Annotated in this window: 11 protein-coding genes and 2 pseudogenes; 5 read left to right on the plus strand and 8 right to left on the minus strand. The window is 71.9% G+C overall.

The annotated features are described in order from the left end of the window. A partial coding sequence (locus FM110_RS06480) for an ISL3 family transposase (protein WP_143276295.1) occupies positions 1–1,240 on the minus strand: 1,240 nt, incomplete at its 3' end. Positions 1,241–1,359: 119 nt separating this feature from the next. Between FM110_RS06480 and FM110_RS06485 the strand changes: the two are divergent. Beyond that, positions 1,360–2,508: pseudogene (locus FM110_RS06485) on the plus strand (tripartite tricarboxylate transporter permease); the annotation flags it as partial. Between the two features lie 12 nt (positions 2,509–2,520). On the opposite strand, the pseudogene FM110_RS14975 reads toward FM110_RS06485, so the two are convergent. The 4 genes and pseudogenes from FM110_RS14975 to FM110_RS06510 form a co-directional block, all read right to left on the minus strand. Beyond that, a pseudogene (locus FM110_RS14975) lies at positions 2,521–3,249 on the minus strand (YwaF family protein). 209 nt (positions 3,250–3,458) lie between these two features. Continuing rightward, positions 3,459–5,624, minus strand: a complete 2,166-nt coding sequence (locus FM110_RS06500) for a PTS fructose transporter subunit IIABC (RefSeq protein WP_087103763.1) — start codon at positions 5,622–5,624, stop codon at positions 3,459–3,461. A gap of 120 nt (positions 5,625–5,744) precedes the next feature. Continuing rightward, positions 5,745–6,704, minus strand: coding sequence for a 1-phosphofructokinase family hexose kinase (locus FM110_RS06505; protein ID WP_087103765.1), 960 nt, complete (start codon positions 6,702–6,704; stop codon positions 5,745–5,747). Further along, complete coding sequence (locus FM110_RS06510) at positions 6,701–7,474, minus strand: DeoR/GlpR family DNA-binding transcription regulator (RefSeq protein WP_087103767.1); 774 nt, start codon at positions 7,472–7,474, stop codon at positions 6,701–6,703. The genes FM110_RS06505 and FM110_RS06510 overlap by 4 nt, the downstream gene beginning before the upstream one ends. A 195-nt stretch (positions 7,475–7,669) precedes the next feature. Here FM110_RS06510 and FM110_RS06515 point away from each other — a divergent pair, with 195 nt between their 5' ends. The 3 genes from FM110_RS06515 to FM110_RS06525 all read left to right on the plus strand — a co-directional run bounded on the left by FM110_RS06515 (position 7,670) and on the right by FM110_RS06525 (position 11,139). Next, positions 7,670–9,769: a BCCT family transporter gene (locus tag FM110_RS06515; protein WP_087103769.1), complete on the plus strand. Its 2,100-nt coding sequence runs from the start codon at positions 7,670–7,672 to the stop codon at positions 9,767–9,769. Between the two features lie 45 nt (positions 9,770–9,814). Then, on the plus strand, positions 9,815–10,324 hold the full coding sequence (locus tag FM110_RS06520) for a phosphoribosyltransferase (RefSeq protein WP_087103771.1): 510 nt from the start codon (positions 9,815–9,817) through the stop codon (positions 10,322–10,324). A 155-nt stretch (positions 10,325–10,479) separates the two neighbouring features. Continuing rightward, entirely contained in the window at positions 10,480–11,139 is a 660-nt protein-coding gene (locus FM110_RS06525) for an NAD(P)H-binding protein (RefSeq protein WP_087103773.1), read from the plus strand. Positions 11,140–11,265: 126 nt separating this feature from the next. Here FM110_RS06525 and FM110_RS06530 read toward each other — a convergent pair whose 3' ends face one another. Further along, positions 11,266–12,285 (minus strand): DUF808 domain-containing protein, encoded by a 1,020-nt coding sequence (locus FM110_RS06530; RefSeq protein ID WP_087103775.1) that lies wholly within the window; start codon positions 12,283–12,285, stop codon positions 11,266–11,268. 235 nt (positions 12,286–12,520) lie between these two features. Then, a complete protein-coding gene (locus FM110_RS14525) occupies positions 12,521–12,904 on the minus strand; it encodes an acylphosphatase (RefSeq protein WP_087103777.1) in 384 nt (127 codons plus the stop codon). Between the two features lie 164 nt (positions 12,905–13,068). Here FM110_RS14525 and FM110_RS06540 point away from each other — a divergent pair, with 164 nt between their 5' ends. Beyond that, the gene (locus FM110_RS06540) at positions 13,069–14,328 is read left to right on the plus strand and encodes an MFS transporter (protein WP_087103779.1); all 1,260 of its coding nucleotides are present in this window, start codon (positions 13,069–13,071) and stop codon (positions 14,326–14,328) included. A gap of 283 nt (positions 14,329–14,611) precedes the next feature. Here FM110_RS06540 and FM110_RS06545 read toward each other — a convergent pair whose 3' ends face one another. Then, on the minus strand, positions 14,612–17,122 hold the full coding sequence (locus tag FM110_RS06545; RefSeq protein WP_087103816.1) for a phosphoketolase family protein: 2,511 nt from the start codon (positions 17,120–17,122) through the stop codon (positions 14,612–14,614). Positions 17,123–17,245: the final 123 nt, after the last annotated feature.

Raw genomic sequence — 17,245 nt, forward strand, 5'->3', positions numbered from 1 at the left:
CCGACATCCATCCTGACCGGCCAGTCCCAGACCAGCCAGATCCAGACTCACAGATCGCCTCGGTCGGGCCGTTGCTGGTGCCGGGGTGGTCGAAGTAGGCCAGCACATCGAGGGCTCGGCGTTTCAGTGTCCGGCCGAGGGTGATGAGTTCTTTGAGCTGCTTGGGCACCCCGTCGGTGAGGTCGTCGATCACTGCCTGCAGTTCTCGCTTCCCGGCAGCGCGGTCGGGATGGCGGTAGGCGGCGACGATCCGCTGGTAGACGCCCCAGGTCGCCTCGACCTCGACGTGCTCATCACTGGCGAACACGGCCTTCAGGCGGGTGATCTGCTTGTCGGTGAGCAGGTCAGCGCCGGTGTGCAGCACGCGGCGGATCCCGTAGAGCGGGTCCCCGGACCGGCCACGATGGCCGAGGGTGGCCTGCTGGACGCGTTGGCGGCACTGATCGACCTTCTCGCCGGCCAGGGCAACGACGTGGAAGGGATCCATCACCGCTGTCGCCTCGGGCAGCTCCTCGGCGGTCGCGGTCTTGAAACCGGAGAACCCGTCCATTGCGACGACCTCGACTCCGTCGCGGAACTCGGCGGTCTGGCCATCGAGCCAGGCCTTGAACACCTTCTTCGAGCGCCCCGGGACCATGTCCAGAAGTCTGGAGGAGCCGGTGCCGTCGCGGATCGGGGTCAGGTCGATGATGACGGTGACGTATTTGCTGCCCCGGCGGGTATGGGACCACACGTGCTCGTCCACGCCGATCACACGGACCCCGTCGAACCGGGTGGGATCGTTGATCAACAGTTCCTGGCCGGTGGCCAGAATCGCGTCGTTGGCGGTGTTCCAGGCGACCGCGAGCCCGGCGGCGATCCTTGCGACGGACAAGCGATCGATGACTACGCCCTTGAGCGCCCACAGCGCTGCATGCCGGGAAAGGACCGCGCGAGGTTCGGCGGCGGCCGAGGTGTCCTGCCGCCACACGCTGCGACAGTCCGGGCACCGGTAGCGGCGCACTCTGACCTGCAACATCGTGGGCCTCCAGCCCATCGGGACGTGGGCGAGGCGACGGACGACGGTTCCTCGGGAGACGCCCTGCTGACCGCATTGGTGGCACCAGTTGTCCGGGTCGAGCACGCGGCATTCGAGGATCGAGCGGTCGGCGCCGATCGACTGTTTGGTCGCGGTCAGGCCCAGCCGATCGAGCTGGCAGAAGGTATCGAGATCGGGCGCGGTGAAGGTAGCGTTGGGCACGTCGAGGTCTTCCAGATGGCGAGCGTAGGAACTTCCATCTTCGGGAGACCTCGACGTCTATCCCCGGACCGACGCGCCCACACCGCCATCGACCGCTACACCCTCATCTGTGAAGAGCCGGCATGGTCTCCTCGGTGCTCGTCGTCTTCCTCGCGCCCTGGCTCGCCGAGGTCTCCGCGAGCTTCGGCCCCGCCGAGTTCTTCGCCCTGGCGCTGTTCGCGTTCGTCGCCACCAGCTCCGTCGTCACCGACAGCGCCGTCAAGGGCCTGCTGTCCCTCGCGCTGGGACTGGCGATCGCCGTGGTCGGCATCGACGGCGTCTCCGGCGCCCCCCGCTTCACCATGGGCTCCCCGCTGCTGTTCGACGGCTTCTCGCTCGTGACCGTGACGGTGGGAATGCTCTCGCTCGGCGAGGTCATCTACGTGGCCTGCATCGCCCGCCACGCCGAGGGCGAGAGCGAGCTGCTGCGGCCCGCCGGGCGCCCGTGGCTGTCCGGTGCTGAGTTCCGCGAGGCCCTGCCCGCATGGTTGCGCGGCACCGCGATCGGCCTCCCCTTCGGCGTGATCCCCGCCGGCGGCTCCGAGATCCCCACCTTCCTCGCCTACGGCGCGGAGAAGCGGCTGGATGCCCGCCGCGCCGAGCCCCGCTTCGGCAAGGGCGCGATCCGCGGGCTCGCAGCCCCGGAGGCCGCGGGCAACGCGACCACCGGCATGTCGATGGACGCGCTGCTCGCGCTCGGCCTGCCGATCTCCGCGACCTCCGCGATCATCCTGTCGGCGTTCACGCAGTTCGGCCTGCCCTCCGGACCGCTGCTGTTCGAGAAGAAGCCCGAGCTGGTGTGGGCGCTGCTGGCGAGCTTCTTCATCGCGATGATCGTGCTGCTCATCATCAACATGCCCTTCGCGATGCTGTGGGCCAAGCTGCTGCTGATCCCCGAGCCCTACCTGTACGCCGGGATCACCGTCTTCAGCGCCCTCGGCATCTACGCCTCGGGGTCCTCCATCGCGGATCTGCTGATCCTGCTGGTCATCGGCGTGGTCGCGTTCCTCATGCGCACCTTCGACTACCCGCTCGCGCCGCTCATCATCGGCATGGTGCTGGGCCCGCTCGCGGAGACGAACATGCGCGACGCGATCCAGAGCGCCGACGGGGACGTCTCCGCGCTCGTCTCGAGCCCGATCGCGATCGTGCTGTACGTGCTCATGGCCGGGGCGATCGCGCTCACGGCGTTCGCGAAGCTCAGCGGCCGGGCCGGCGCCCGGGCCTGAGGGACGCCCGCGTCACCAGGCCGCCCGCGTCACCAGGCCGCCCGCCCCGAGGGCGTCCTCGCCGCGGCGTCGGGCGAGGGCCGTGTGCGGCCAGGTCATGAGAGCCCACACGAGCGCGATCAGCACCGCCTCCCACAGCAGGTAGAGCGGCCATCCGCCGAGGAGGTCGAGGATCGACGGCCCCTCGGGGGCGCGGCTCACGTAGGCGTAGTTGGCCCCCGTCAGCGCGTTCGCGGTCATCGCCACGAGCGCCCACAGGAGCGTCGCCGCGAACGAGACCGCGTACCCCCGCCAGGTGGGGCGGTAGCCGAGGCCCCAGACCAGCAGCACGGGCGCGATGAGGGCGATTGCGTGCAGCACCCAGTACGCGGCGTACTCGAGGCCCGGATGCGTCAGGTACACGAGGTCGGGGGTGAGGATCGCCTAGGTGTTGAGGGTCAGCCCCCAGAAGTAGGAGAGGGCGACGGCCCATCCGCTGCGGGTGATGAGGGCGACGGCGGTGATGACCCGCAGCGCGTCGGAGAAGTGGAAGGGGAGCGACTGCTCCACGTCCCACGTCTGCGGGAGGAAGCCCCACGCGGTCCAGGCGACGGTCAGGGCGAGCATCGACCAGCCGAGCCCCCGGGTCAGCGCCGCCTCCCGCGGCGTCCCGCGCATGCGGCGTCCCGCGATGACGGCGAGAGCCACGGCGGCGGCGATCACGGCGAGCGCCGCCAGGTGGGCGGCGCCGTACGGAGCCATGCGACCGAGGTCCGGGGCGTCCACGCGGGCTCCTTCCTGCACGGGGCCCGGCGGGCGATGAACGGGCGGGGTGGGCGTGTCGTCCGACGAGCCTAGGCGACGGATCCTGCGAGGCCGCCGCGCCGCAGGAGCGGCGAGAGGACGACGGGCAGGACGACGACGGGCGCCCCGCAGCAGCGGAGCGCCCGTCGACGGGGAAGGGGAGGGCGTCAGGCGGCGACGACCTCCGCGGCCTTCTTCGCCCCCGTCATCTCCTTGAGGACGGTGACGAGCGCAGCCGAGATCAGCGTGCCGATCACGATCGCGAGCACATAGCCCCAGAAGGGGTTGATCGCGAAGAACACGAAGAAGCCGCCGTGGGGCGCCTGCGAGCCGACCGCGAGGGCCTCGCACAGGGCGCCGGTGACGGCGCCGCCGACCATCATCGAGGGGATCACACGCAGCGGATCGGCCGCGGCGAACGGGATCGCGCCCTCGGAGATGAACGCCGCGCCCAGCAGCCACGCCGTGGTGCCGTTCTCGCGCTCGGCCGGGGTGTACAGCTTCTTGCGCACCGCGGTGGACAGCGCCATCGCCAGCGGCGGCACCATGCCCGAGGCCATCACCGCGGCCATGACCTGGAACGAGGCGTCGGTGCCCTGGGACAGGCCCGCGGTCGCGAACAGGTACGCCGCCTTGTTGACGGGCCCGCCGAGGTCGAAGCACATCATCAGGCCCAGGATCGCGCCGAGGAGGATCGCCGAGGAGCCGCTCATGCCCTCCAGGGACGACTGCAGACCGCCCATGAGAGCCGCCAGCGGCTTGCCGAGGGCGAGGAACATCAGGCCGCCGACGACCAGCGAGGTGACCAGCGGGATGATGACGACGGGCATGAGGCCCGCGAGCCAGCGCGGCGGCTTGAAGCCGGTGAGCCACAGGGCGATGACGCCCGCGAGGATGCCCGAGATGAGACCGCCGAGGAAGCCGGCGCCGATGGTCACGGACACGAAGCCGCCGATGAAGCCGGGGGCGATGCCCGGGCGGCCGGCGAGGCCGAAGGCGATGTAGCCCGCGAGCGCCGGGACCAGGAACTCCATGCCCGCCTTGCCGAGGGCGAACAGGACCGAGCCCAGGTAGAGCAGCAGACCCGAGGCCTGCGTGGTGGCCGCCCCGTTCGGACCCTCGTAGGCCACGTGCCCGGGCAGGTTCGTCAGCGAGTTCTCCACGGAGACCTTATCGAAGACGAACGCCATGTCGTACCCGCCGAGCAGGAAGCCGAGCGCCATGAGCAGGCCGCCCGCGGCGACGAACGGGATCATGTAGGAGACGCCGGTCATCACGGCCGCCTGGATGCGGCGCGGCCAGCTCGTCGTCTGCGCCTCACCGCTCGAGGAGGAGGCCGATGCGGACGCGGCGGCGCCGGTCACGCGGCGGGCGGCAGGATCCTTCGCGGCGGCGACGGCCTCGTCGATCAGCTGCGGGCCGTGGGAGATGGCGCGCTTGACCGGGACCTCGACGAGCGGCATGCCCGCGAAGCGATCACGGCCGGAGATGTTGACGTCCGCGGCGATGATGAGCGCCGAGGCGTCAGCGATCTGCTCGCTCGTGAACGGGTTGATCCCGCCCGAGCCCTGGGTCTCGACGTGCAGCTCGACGCCCTTGTCCGCGGCGGCGTTCTCGAGGGACTCGGCCGCCATGTACGTGTGGGCGATGCCCGTGGGGCACGAGGTGATCGCGAGCAGGACCGGGGCGTCGGCGGAGGCGCCCGCGGCGGACGCGGCGGCGGTGGCCGTCGCACCGGAGGCCGCCGCAACGGGCGCTCCGGCACCGGCGCCGTCCTCGGCGGGCTGCGCCGCCTGGGGCGCAGCGCTTCCCGCCGCACCTTCTGCCGCGCCTCCCGCCTCCGGCGCAGTGTTTCCCGCCTCCGGCGCAGTGCTTCCCGCCTCCGGCTCGATGATTCCCATGATCAGATCCGATGCCTGCTCCGGCGTCCGGGCCGCGCGCAGGTCCGCGAGGAACTGCGGGCGGATCAGCGCCCGCGAGAGCTGGGCCAGCAGCTTCAGGTGCTGGTCATCGGTGCCCGCCGGGGCCGCGATGCCGATCACCAGGTCGGCCGGGCCGTCGGAGGAGCCGAAATCGACCGGCTCGGACAGGCGGATCAGGCCGAGCGCCGCCTCGCGGACCGCCTCGGTGCGGCAGTGGGGGATCGCGAAGCCGCCGGGCATGCCGGTCGCGAAGGACTCCTCGCGCTTGAGGAGGCCCGCCTCGAGGCCGTCGCGCTCGGCGCGGCCCGAGGAGGCGATGAGATCGGCCATCGCCGCGATCACGGCGTGCTTGTCGCCGGGGGATGGGACGTCGAGCCGCACGAGCTGCGGCGTTATGAGGGGCTCGGACATGGGATGTCTCCTTCGTCGTGCGTGCTCCCGGGGGAGCGGGTCGTGGCGGGCCGGGGCATCTGCGCCCCGGCGGGGTCGTGGCGGATGGGATGGGATGGGACGGGTGGTGCGGCGGACAGGTCAGAGCGGGCGGACGGTGCTCGGATCGGCATGCGCCTGATCGGGGCGCGGGATCGTCGTGCCCGGGAGGGCGACCGCCGCGCTGCCGTAGGCGACGGCCCGGGCGAGGCGGGACGGGGCGTCCTCGCCGCGGGCCAGGCCGATCAGGTACCCGGCGGTCGCGGAGTCCCCGGCGCCGACGGTCGAGATCACGCGCTCGGGAGCGGGGGCCGGGGCGAACCAGCTCCCCTCGGCCGAGGCGAGGAGGGCGCCGGCGCCGCCGAGCGTCACCAGCGCGGAGCCGAGGCCCTGGTCGAGGAGGGCACGGGCGGCATCGGCGATCGGAGCGAGCTCGCCTCGACCGGCCGCCTCCTCGAGCGCCGCGCCGTCGAGCCCGGTGAGCTGGCCCAGCTCCTCGGCGTTGGGCTTGAGCAGATCCGGCGCCGCGGCCGGGAACGCGGCCGCCAGCGCGGTGAGCGGGGCGTCGGACGTGTCGACCCCCACCCAGGCGCCGCGCTCGCGCAGCGCCCGGACCAGGCGCGCGTACTCGTCGCCGGGGAAGCCGGGGGCGAGGGACCCCGAGAGCATCACGTGGTCGCCCTCGCCGGCGTGCTCGAGCAGCGCGGTCTCGAGCGCCGCGATCTCCTCGGCCGACAGCTCCGTGCCGGGCTCGTTGATCTTCGTGGTCTCGTCCGGGGGCGAGAGCACCGTGATGTTCGTGCGCACCGCTCCGGCGACCGGCGTCGTCAGGAAGTCGACGCCCGCCTCCTGCAGGAGCACCGTGAAGCGGTCGGCGGCGGCGGCCGGGGCGATCGCGAGCGAGGGGACGCCGGCCCGGGCGGTGCCGAGGGCGACGTTGATGCCCTTGCCTCCCACCTGGGTCGTGTCCTCGACGATGCGGTGCACGCCGCCGGGCACGAGCGGCGTGCCCAGACGGACCGTGCGGTCGAGAGAGGGGTTGGCTGTCAGCGTGATGATCATGCGCGGATGACCTCGATCCCGGAGTCGATGAGGGGGCGGACGATGGAGTCGGGCAGGGCGGCGTCGGAGACGACGGCGTCGATGTCCGCGGCGGTCGCGAACGTGACGAGATGGTGAGCGCCGGCCTTCGCGGAGTCGGCGAGGATCACGCGCAGGTCCGCGCGCTGGGCGATGGCGGCCTTCACGGCGCCCTCGGAGGGGTCGGGGGTGGTGAAGCCCTCGGCGTCTATGCCGTTGCAGCCGAGGAACGCGATGGCGGGGCGCAGCGTCCGGATCGCGTCGACGGTGGTCGCCCCGACGGCCGCGCCGGTCCCGGCCCGCAGCCGGCCGGGCAGCAGATGCACATCGGGCCGATCCGCGCTCGCGGGCAGGGCCATGGCCGCCCGGGCGATCTCCAGGCCGTGCGTGACGAGCACGCCGCGGCGCCCGCTCAGGTGGGGGACCAGGGCGGCGGTCGTCGAGCCCGCGTCGATGAGCACGGAGGCCTCCGGGTCCACGGGCAGCAGCGCCCGTGCGGCGGCGGCGATGCGGCGCTTGGTCTCGACATTGGTGGAGCTGCGGGTCGCGAGGTCCGGCTCGATGACGGCGGTGCGGCGCGCGATCGCGCCGCCGTGGACGCGCACCAGCAGGGACTGCTCGGCCAGGCGGTCGAGGTCCCGGCGGACGGTCTCCGTGGTCACGCCGAAGGACTCCGCGAGCTCGGCCACGCCCACGCGCCCGGAGGCGTCGAGCGCGTCCAGGATCTGTCGGTGCCGCTGCTGCGCGTACATGGGGTCCGCCTGCGTCGTCGAAGGGGTGGTGCCGGTGCTGCTGAGACGAGACTAGCGCCGCAAGGCCACAGAAAGAAAGGAAAAACCAGGAAGAACAATATTGTTGCAGGTGGATCACTGCTGTGTCATGCACCACATCCGCTACAGTGTCCGGGCCTGACCTCGAACGCCGCGCACCTATGCCCCGGGAGAGACATGCCCCAGCCGCCCGCAGACCGCGACCGCCCCGTCCACGACCGCCGTGCCGACGCTCCGGAGAGGAGCCCGGTGGGCGCCGCCGCCCCCGGTGGCGAGGACAGCGGGGAGGACGCCGGCCGCGACGCGGCGCCGTTCCGGGGAGCCCGCGACCGCGCCGAGCACTTCCTGCGGGAGATCACCTACCCGCACGACATCCACCCCGCCCTGGTCCCCGGTGTCTCCATCGAGGACCAGAGGATCCGCTACGGCATCGACAAGCCGATCCTCGTGACCGTCGGTCTCCTGATCATCGCGTTCGTGACCTGGGGCGTCGTCTCGCCGCTGGGCGTCTTCGACGCCTCGACCGCCGCGCTCACCTGGGTGATGACCAACCTCGGCTGGATCTTCTCGATCATCTCCATCGGGATGGTGATCTTCCTGCTGGTGCTCGCCTTCACCCGCTACGGCCGCATCCCGCTGGGCCTGGACGGCGAGGAGCCCGAGTACTCCACCGCCTCCTGGACGGCGATGCTGTTCGGCGCCGGCATCGGCATCGGCATCATCTTCTTCGGCCCCTTCGAGCCGCTCACCTACTACCTCTCGCCGCGCCCCGGCTCCTACGAGGCCGGCAGCCTGCAGGCCGTCACCGGCGCGATGGCGCAGGCCACCCTGCACTGGGGAGTCAACGCGTGGGCGATCTACGCGATCGTCGGCCTCGCCGTCGCCTACGTCTCCTACCGCCGCGGCCGGGTCCCGCTCATGAGCTCCGTGCTGCAGCCGCTGCTCGGCGGCAAGAGCTCGGATCCCGGCCACCGCATCATCGACGCCCTGGCCATCATCGCGACCCTGTTCGGCACCGCCGCCTCGCTCGGCATCGGGGCCCTCCAGATCGGCCGCGGCTTCCAGCTGGTGACCGGCTGGAGCGCGGAGGCCAACACCGTCGCGCTCGTGATCATCGGCATCCTCACGATCGGCACCATCCTCTCGGCCGTCTCCGGCGTCGCCAAGGGGATCCGCTGGCTGTCGAACATCAACATGGCGCTCGCGATCGGCCTGGCGGTGTTCGTCTTCGTCGTGGGCCCGACCGCGTTCCTTGCCAACGTGATCCCCGGCGTGATCATGGAGTACGTCGGCTCGATGCCCGAGATGCTCTCGGCCAACATGGGCCAGGGCGAGGACATGCAGGCCTTCCTGTCGTCCTGGACCACCTTCTACTGGGCCTGGTGGGTCTCGTGGGCCCCCTTCGTCGGTGTCTTCACCGCGAAGATCTCCCGCGGCCGCACCGTGCGCCAGTTCGTCGTCGGTGTCCTCACCATCCCGTCGACGATCATCGTCCTCGCCTTCGCGATCATGGGCGGCACCTCGATCTGGCTGCAGCGCCAGGCCTCGCAGCTCGACGCCCAGGGGAGCACGACGGGGATCGCGAACCCGGATGGGGCGATCGCCCCCGACGGCACCGTCGACTCCATGCCGCCGGCCCCTGAGATCTTCTTCCGGATGATGGAGCACTTCCCGGGCTACGAGATCATCGTGCCGGTCGTGATGGTCATGCTCGCGATCTTCTTCATCACCACCGCGGACTCCGCCTCGCTGGTCAACTCGCAGCTCTCGCAGAAGGGCAACCCCTCGCCCAACCGCCTCGTCACCGCGTTCTGGGCGCTGTGCATGGCAGGCATCGCCGTGGTGATCCTGCTGGCGGGCGGGCAGAACGCCCTGCAGGGCCTGCAGAATCTCATCACCGTCACGGCCCTGCCGTTCGCGCTGATCATCATCGCGATGTGCGTCGCGCTCGTCCGCGAGATGCGCACCGATCCGCTGATCATCCGCAGCCGGTACGAGCAGGTGGCCGTCGCAAACGCGGTGCGCCAGGGCGTGCAGGAGCACGGCGACGACTTCGTGCTGGCCGTCGAGCCGACGACGGAGTCCACGGCCGAGTACGCCACCGGGGCCGAGTTCGACTCGACCGCCGAGGAGGTCACCGACTGGTACGTGCGGCGCGACGAGGACGGCAACGTCGTCGAGTACGACTACGCGACCGGCACGTACACGGGACAGCTGCCGGTCGTCGAGGCCGATGACGCGGACCTCGACGAGGGCGATGATCCGAAGGCCGAGTAGCATCGGCCGGGTCCCACGACGCCGCGCGCACCCAGGAGCACCCGCATGAACCAGGCCTACCACGCCGACTCGAGCGATCTGCAGACCAAGGAGGTCCTGACGTGGGAGCTCTTCGGCTCGGCCTCGCGCGAGCTCGCGCAGCAGATCGCCGACAGCGGCTACGAGCCCGAGATCGTGATCGCGGTGGCCCGCGGCGGCCTCCTGCCCGCCGGCTCGCTCTCCTACGCGCTCGGCCTCAAGCTCGCCGACGCGATCAACGTCGAGTTCTACACCGACGTGCGCGAGACCCTGCCGGACCCGGTCCTGCTCGCGCCGATGCTGGACGCCGAGTCGATCGTCGGCAAGCGCCTGCTGGTCGTCGACGACGTCGCCGACTCCGGGCGCACGCTCGCCCTCGTGCTCGAGCTGCTGCGCGGCATGGGCGCCGAGGCCCGCAGCGCCGTCCTGTACGCCAAGTCGGCCTCCGTCGTGGACCCCGACTTCGTGTGGCGCCGCACCGACGAGTGGATCGTCTTCCCCTGGTCGGCCGAGCCTCCGGTCACGCCGCAGGCCTGACCTCCCCGCCCCTGCACGGCGGGCGCTCCCTCGGCGGGGCGCCCGCCGTTCGTGCCTCCTGCTTGCGCGGGCCTGCCCGCGCTGCGATCGCACGGTCTGTCCGCTCCGGGCGGACGGGCCTCGACGCGGCCGCGCCCGAGTGGGAGCGTGGAGGCATGGATATCGCACTCATCGGAGGACACGGGAAGATCGCGCTGCTCGCCGAGCCGCTGCTCACCGAGGCCGGGCACACGGTCGACGCCGTGATCCGCAACCCCGAGCATGCCGCAGAGGTCGAGGCGACCGGCGCCCGCGCCGTCGTCGAGGACATCGAGCATCTGGGCCCCGACGGCTGGGAGCGCCTCGTGCGCGGCCACGACGTCGTCGTCTGGTCGGCCGGAGCCGGCGGCGGAGACCCGCAGCGCACCTGGGCCGTCGACCGCGACGCCGCCATCGCGGCCTACGACGCCGCCGCGCGGGCGGGCGTCGGGCGCTTCCTCATGGTCAGCTACTTCGGCGCCGGCCCGGACCACGGGGTCCCGGAGGACGACGACTTCTACCCGTACGCGCAGGCCAAGAGCGAGGCCGACGCCCACCTGCTCGAGGCCGACGGTCCGGCCGTGACCATCCTGCGACCCAGCCGCCTCACGCTGGACGAGCCGAGCGGGCGCATCGATGTGGCCGCCGACAGCGCCGGAGACGTGGCTCGCGCCGATGTGGCGCGCGTGATCGCCGCGGTGATCGAGCGCGACGACCTCGGCGGCGCCGTCATCGAGTTCAACGGCGGGGGAGCCCCGATCGACGAGGCCCTCACCGCGGTCGCCTCGCGCGGCTGATCCCGGGCACGCGGACGGCGGGGCGTCGACGCGATCGCGTCGGGGGCCCGCCGTCCGCATGCGGCATGCGGGGCGTCGAGCGGGGGAACGCCGGATGCTCCATGCCGGGTGCGGAGCGCCCGGGGGTCAGGCGCGGTGCGCGCCCTTCGCCGCAGCGCCCTCCGGTGCCGCGCCCTCCGCCGCGGCGCCGTCAGATGCCGCGCCCTCCGCGTCGGCGTGGCCGTCCTGCTTCCCGAACGGCAGCACGTGCAGGATCGCGACGATCACGGCACCCCAGATCAGGCCGAACACGGCCGAGCACAGGGTGCCCAGGAGCCACGAGATCGCGCCGGGGGCGACGGGCAGCGTGTGCGCCCACTCCTCGAGGTGATGGACCCACGCGTAGGGGTAGTGGGCGCCGAACTCGTCGAGGCCCTTGAGGATGATGTGCCCGCCGACCCACAGCATCGCGATCATCCCGACATAGGAGATGATCGCCAGGACGATCGGCATGGCCTTGACGAGCCCGCGGCCGAGCGCCTGCGAGCCGCCGCTGCTGCGGCGCGTCAGCGACAGGCCGACGTCGTCCATCTTCACCAGCAGGCCCACGGCCCCGTAGACGATGACCGTCATGGCGATGCCGACGACCACCAGGATCGCCAGGCGGTGCCAGATCGTCTCCTGCATGACCTCGTTCAGCGAGATCACCATGATCTCCGCCGAGAGGATCAGATCCGTGCGGACCGCGCCCGAGATGATCCGCTTCTCCGCCTCGGGCCCCTGCTCGGCGGCCGCCTTCTCCTCTGTGTGCCCGGTGACCAGCTCGAGGATCTTCTCCGCGCCCTCGAAGCACAGGTACGTGCCGCCGAGCATGAGGATCGGGGTGAGCAGCCAGGGCGCGACCTCGCTCAGCAGCAGCGCGACCGGGAGGATGATCAGCAGCTTGTTGCGCAGCGAGCCCAGCGTGATGCGCCAGATGATCGGCAGCTCCCGCTTCGGGTCGATGCCCTGGACGTACTGCGGGGTCACGGCGGCATCGTCGACCACGACGCCGGCGGCCTTCACGCTCGCGCGCGCCGAGGCCGCGGCGACGTCGTCGGTGGAGGCCGCGGCGAGCTTGGCGAGCGCGGCGATGTCGTCGAGAAGGGCGGCGAGTCCACCTGCCATGGGGGAGTCCTTCGGTCCGGGGCGCGAGGCCGTGGAGTGGGGAGCGCAGGCGGTCCGAGGGAGACGGGCTCGCGGAGCCGGGGCTGCGGGTTCAGGGTACGGCGTGGTGCCCGAGAGCGCCCCGGGACGTGACACGGACGACCCGCGTCCGTCATACCGCCGCGTCCGTCATACCTCCGCGCGGGACTTCCTCCGTGCGGGGCTGCCTCCGCGCGGGACGCAGCGCCGGGGATTCTCAAATGATGCGGAACGCCGTGGCTCCGCGCGGCGCCGCCTCCCGCGCATCGGCGCTGTCCACTCGGGCGCTCGGCGGCCCCTCTCGGAGCCACGCGACCATCTGCGCGAGGGGCTCCGGCGAGCCCTCGACGTCGGCCTCGACCGACCCGTCGGTCAGGTTCCGGACGGTGCCGACGATGCCCAGGCGCTCGGCCTGCATGAGCGTGGAGATCCGGAAGCCGACGCCCTGGACGCGGCCCTCGACGCGCACGATCCGGCGTGCGCGCGCCGCGGCCGCATCCTCGTGCGCCGATGCGGTCTCGTGCACCGATGCGGGCTCGTGCACCGATGCGGCCTCGTGCGCAGATGCGGCGGCGTCGGGCTGCTTCGGATGCGGTGCCATCTCGCCTCCCCGTGAGCGGTGGTGGTCGACGGGCGCGGAGCACCAGGCCCCGGCCTCGGCGGTCCTGTGATCGTAGCGGCTGGCCCCCGCGCGCGGGAGCGGTGCGGTGACTCCTCCCACGGGGCCGTGACCTGCGCGAAGAGTCGCGGCTAGGCTCGTTCACCGTGACGGAAGAGCTCCTCGACACCCGCTCGGCCACCGGTCCCTTCGCGGCCGGGCCGGGCTCGAGCGCGCTCCCGCCCTCCGGTCTGCGCCCGTGGCTCTCCATCGTCGCGCTGGCCCTGGGCATCTTCATGCTCATCACCATCGAGGAGCTGCCCATCGGCGTCCTCACCCTCATGGCCGACGACCTCGGGATCAGCCGCGGTCTCGCCGGCATGTCCATTACCCTTCCGGGGATCATCGCCGCCGTCGTCGCGCTCCTCGCGCCGCTGTTCGCCCGCCGCCTCGACCGGCGCCTCGTGCTCGTGATCGCCCTCGGATGCGTGGTCATCTCGAGCGCGGCGACCGCGCTGAGCACGGGCGTGGTGACCCTGCTCGGGTCCCGCGTGCTCACCGGCTTCGCGATCGGCCTGTACTGGGCCACGCTGCCCATCGTCGCGATCCGCCAGCTCGCTCGTGAGCATGCCGGTCGCGCGCTCACCGTCGCGTTCGCGGGTACGGGCGCCGCCCTCGTGCTCGGCGTCCCGCTCGCCTCGTGGATCGGCACGCATCTGGGGTGGCGAGAGGCCTTCGGCGTGGTCGCGGCCGTCTCGGCGGTCGTCGCCCTGATCCAGCTGGTGCTCGTGCGCCCGGTGCGGACGGAGCAGACGATGGCGCTGCGGGATCTCGGACGCGCCGCCCGCACCCGCCCGGTGCTCACGGCGGCCGCGCTCACCGCGCTCATCGTCACCGGCCAGTTCGTGACGTACGGCTACGTCAGCCCGCTCCTGCAGGACGTGGCCGGGATCGGGGTCGACGTGATCCCGATGCTGCTGCTCGTGTTCGGGATCGCCGGGCTGATCGGGAACTTCGCGATCTCCCCGGTGGTGCGCCGCTCGCCGGGCGCGGCCGTCGGCCTGGTGGCCGCCGGCATGGCCGTCTCGCTCGTGCTGCTGCTCCTGCTCGCGCGGGGCGAAGGGCCCGCCGTCGCCGTCATGGCCGTCTGGGGTCTGTTCGCCGGGGCGGTCTCGGTGTCGATCCAGTCCTTCGTGACGCGCCATGCGGGGCGCTTCGAGGAGGCCGGGACCGCCGTGAATGCCGCGATGTTCAACATCGCCATCGGCGGCGGCGCGTTCCTCGGCGGCGGCATCCTCGATGCGGCGGGCGTGCGCTGGAACGCGATCGCCTCGGTGGTGCTGATCGTCTTGGGCGTGGGGGTCGCGCTCAGCTGGGTCCTGCGCCCTGACCGCGAGCACGCCGCGCCCGCGCCTGCCCCGCGCTGACGGACCGAGCACGTCCTCGCCCGTTCCTCCGCGGGCCACATCGAGCGCTTGACGTCGAGCACTGGCGCAATAGCGGGGGCTGCGACGATATCGTCGCAGCCCCCGCTATAGCGCCATCTCTCGACCGGGCGCCGCCGGGTCACCTCTCGACCGGGCGCCGCCGGGTCATCTCTCGACCGGGCGCCGCCGCCTCCTCGACAGTCCGCGGCGCCCGCACCGCAGGAGGGCCGGCGCCCGACCGTCCAGGCAGGTGCCGGCCCTCCGCTGCGGCAGGGGGAGGGGCTCAGCCCTCGTTGTCCCCGCCGGTCGCGAGCGTCGCGGACCGCTGGTCGGGCTCATCCCCGCCGTCGCCCCACTGCCAGGAGGCGATCTCCGGGAGGTCCTCGCCGTGCTCGTAGGCGTAGGCGCGGGCGCGGATCCGCTCGTCCTCCATCCGCTGGCGCAGCGGGGCCCAGCGCGAGCCGAGGGAGTCGACCTGGTCGATCACGTCCATCACCAGGTGGAAGCGGTCGGTGTCGTTGCGCATGAGCATGTCGAAGGGCGTGGTGGTGGTGCCCTCCTCCTTGTAGCCGCGCACGTGTATGCGGGAATGGCGGTCGTGGCGGTAGGCCAGGCGGTGGATCAGCCACGGGTAGCCGTGGTAGGCGAACACCACCGGGATGTCGGAGCCGAAGATCCCGTCGAAGGCGCGCTCCGAGAGGCCGTGGGGGTGCTCCGTCTCGTCCTGCAGGCGCATTAGGTCCACGACGTTGACCACGCGCACCTTGAGCGAGGGGATCTCCTCGCGGAGGATCTGCGCCGCCGCGAGGGTCTCGATCGTCGGGATGTCGCCCGCGCAGGCGAGCACCACGTCCGGGTCCTCGCCCTCGACCTCGGTGCCGGCCCAGTCCCAGATGCCCAGCCCGCGCGTGCAGTGCGTGACGGCCTCCTCCATGGACAGCCAGTTCGGGTTGGGCTGCTTGCCGGCGACCACCACGTTCACGTACTGGCGCGAGCGCAGCACGTGGTCGTACGTCGACAGCAGCGTGTTGGCGTCCGGCGGCAGGTAGACCCGGACGATCTCGGCCTTCTTGTTGACCATGTGATCGATGAAGCCGGGGTCCTGGTGGCTGAAGCCGTTGTGGTCCTGGCGCCACACGTGCGAGCTCAGCAGGTAGTTCAGCGAGGCGATCGGGCGCCGCCACTCGATCTCGTTGGTGACCTTGAGCCACTTCGCGTGCTGGTTGACCATCGAGTCGATGATGTGGATGAACGCCTCGTAGGAGTTCATCATCCCGTGGCGCCCGGTGAGCAGGTAGCCCTCGAGCCAGCCCTCGCACTGGTGCTCGGACAGCATCTCCACGACGCGGCCGGCCCGCGCCAGGTTCTCGGAGCGGTCGTGCTCCTCGAAGTCCGCGTTCCACTGCTTGGCCGTCACGTCGTACACGGCCTGCAGGCGGTTGGACGCCGTCTCGTCGGGCCCGAAGATGCGGAAGTTCTCCGGGTTGTTCTCGACGACGCCGCGCAGCCATTCGCCGAGCACGCGCGTGGGCTCCGAGATGGTCGCGCCGGGCTCGGGGACGTCGACCGCGAAGTCGCGGAAGTCCGGCAGGCGCAGGGACCGCAGGACGACCCCGCCGTTGGTGATCGGGTTCGCGGACATCCGCAGCGTCCCCTCGGGCGCGGCCTCGGCGAGGTCCGGCGCGGGGGCGCCGGCCTCGTCGAACAGCTCCTCGGGCCGGTAGGAGCGCAGCCAGCGGTCGAGGTCAGCGAGGTGCTCGTCGGTGTCGCGGGCGTTGGCCAGCGGCACCTGGTGCGAGCGCCAGGACCCCTCGGTCTGCTTGCCGTCGATCGACGCGGGCCCGGTCCAGCCCTTGGGGGTGCGGAAGACGATCATCGGCCAGGCCGGGCGCTCGAACTCCTCGCCGCGCTCGGCGGCAGCGGCGGCGTCCCGCTTGATGGCGGCGATGCGGTCCAGGGCGGTGTCGAGGAGCTCGGCGAAGCGGCGGTGCACCGCCGCCGGGTCCTCGCCGTCGAAGCCGCCGGTGAAGAACAGGGGATCGTGGCCGTAGCCGCGCATGAGGGCGCCCAGCTCGTCGTCGCCGATGCGGGCCAGGACGGTCGGGTTGGCGATCTTGTAGCCGTTCAGATGCAGGATCGGCAGGACCACGCCGTCGGTGCGGGCGTTGATGAACTTGTTGGAGTGCCAGGAGGTGGCGAGCGGGCCGGTCTCGGCCTCGCCGTCGCCGACCACCGTGAAGGCGATCTGGTCCGGATTGTCGAACATCGCGCCGTAGGCATGGGAGAGCGCGTAGCCGAGCTCGCCGCCCTCATGGATCGACCCCGGGGTCTCGGGCGCGACGTGCGAGGGGATGCCGCCGGGGAAGGAGAACTGCGTGAACAGGCGCTTGAGACCGCGCTCGTCGCGGGACACGTTCGGGTAGATGTCCGAGTAGGTGCCCTCGAGGTAGCTCGCGGCCACCAGGCCGGGCCCGCCGTGGCCGGGGCCCGTGACGAACATGGCGTTCAGCCCGCGCTGGGCGATCGCCCGGTTGGCGTGCGCGTACAGGAAGGTGAGGCCGGGGGTGGTGCCCCAGTGGCCCAGCAGACGCGGCTTGACGTCCTCGCGGGTGAGGGGGCGGCGCAGCAGCGGGTTGTCCTTGAGGTAGATCTGCCCGACGGAGAGGTAGTTCGCGGCCCGCCACCAGCGGTGGAGACGCTCGAGCTCGGTGTCGGTGAGCGGGTGCGCGGCGCCGTCGGGCCAGGCCGGGACGGCGGGCGTCGGGGCGGTGCTCTCGGGGACGGTGCTCTGGATGGTGCTCTCGGTGCTGGCGTCGGACACGATTCTCCTCAGGGGGTGTGCCGTGCGCGGGGTGTTCCGCGCTGTCCTCTCCCAACCTAGTACCGTGCCGGGGAGGAGGTCGAGGACCATCGGCAG

This window comes from Brachybacterium nesterenkovii (genome assembly GCF_900163655.1).
GTDB lineage: Bacteria > Actinomycetota > Actinomycetes > Actinomycetales > Dermabacteraceae > Brachybacterium > Brachybacterium nesterenkovii.

Coding starts and splice junctions, on each gene's coding strand:
- FM110_RS06500 (WP_087103763.1), bottom strand. CDS start 5,624: ATGTCCGAGCCCCTCATAACGCCGCAGCTCGTGCGGCTCGACGTCCCA.
- FM110_RS06505 (WP_087103765.1), bottom strand. CDS start 6,704: ATGATCATCACGCTGACAGCCAACCCCTCTCTCGACCGCACGGTCCGT.
- FM110_RS06510 (WP_087103767.1), bottom strand. CDS start 7,474: ATGTACGCGCAGCAGCGGCACCGACAGATCCTGGACGCGCTCGACGCC.
- FM110_RS06515 (WP_087103769.1), top strand. CDS start 7,670: ATGCCCCAGCCGCCCGCAGACCGCGACCGCCCCGTCCACGACCGCCGT.
- FM110_RS06520 (WP_087103771.1), top strand. CDS start 9,815: ATGAACCAGGCCTACCACGCCGACTCGAGCGATCTGCAGACCAAGGAG.
- FM110_RS06525 (WP_087103773.1), top strand. CDS start 10,480: ATGGATATCGCACTCATCGGAGGACACGGGAAGATCGCGCTGCTCGCC.
- FM110_RS06530 (WP_087103775.1), bottom strand. CDS start 12,285: ATGGCAGGTGGACTCGCCGCCCTTCTCGACGACATCGCCGCGCTCGCC.
- FM110_RS14525 (WP_087103777.1), bottom strand. CDS start 12,904: ATGGCACCGCATCCGAAGCAGCCCGACGCCGCCGCATCTGCGCACGAG.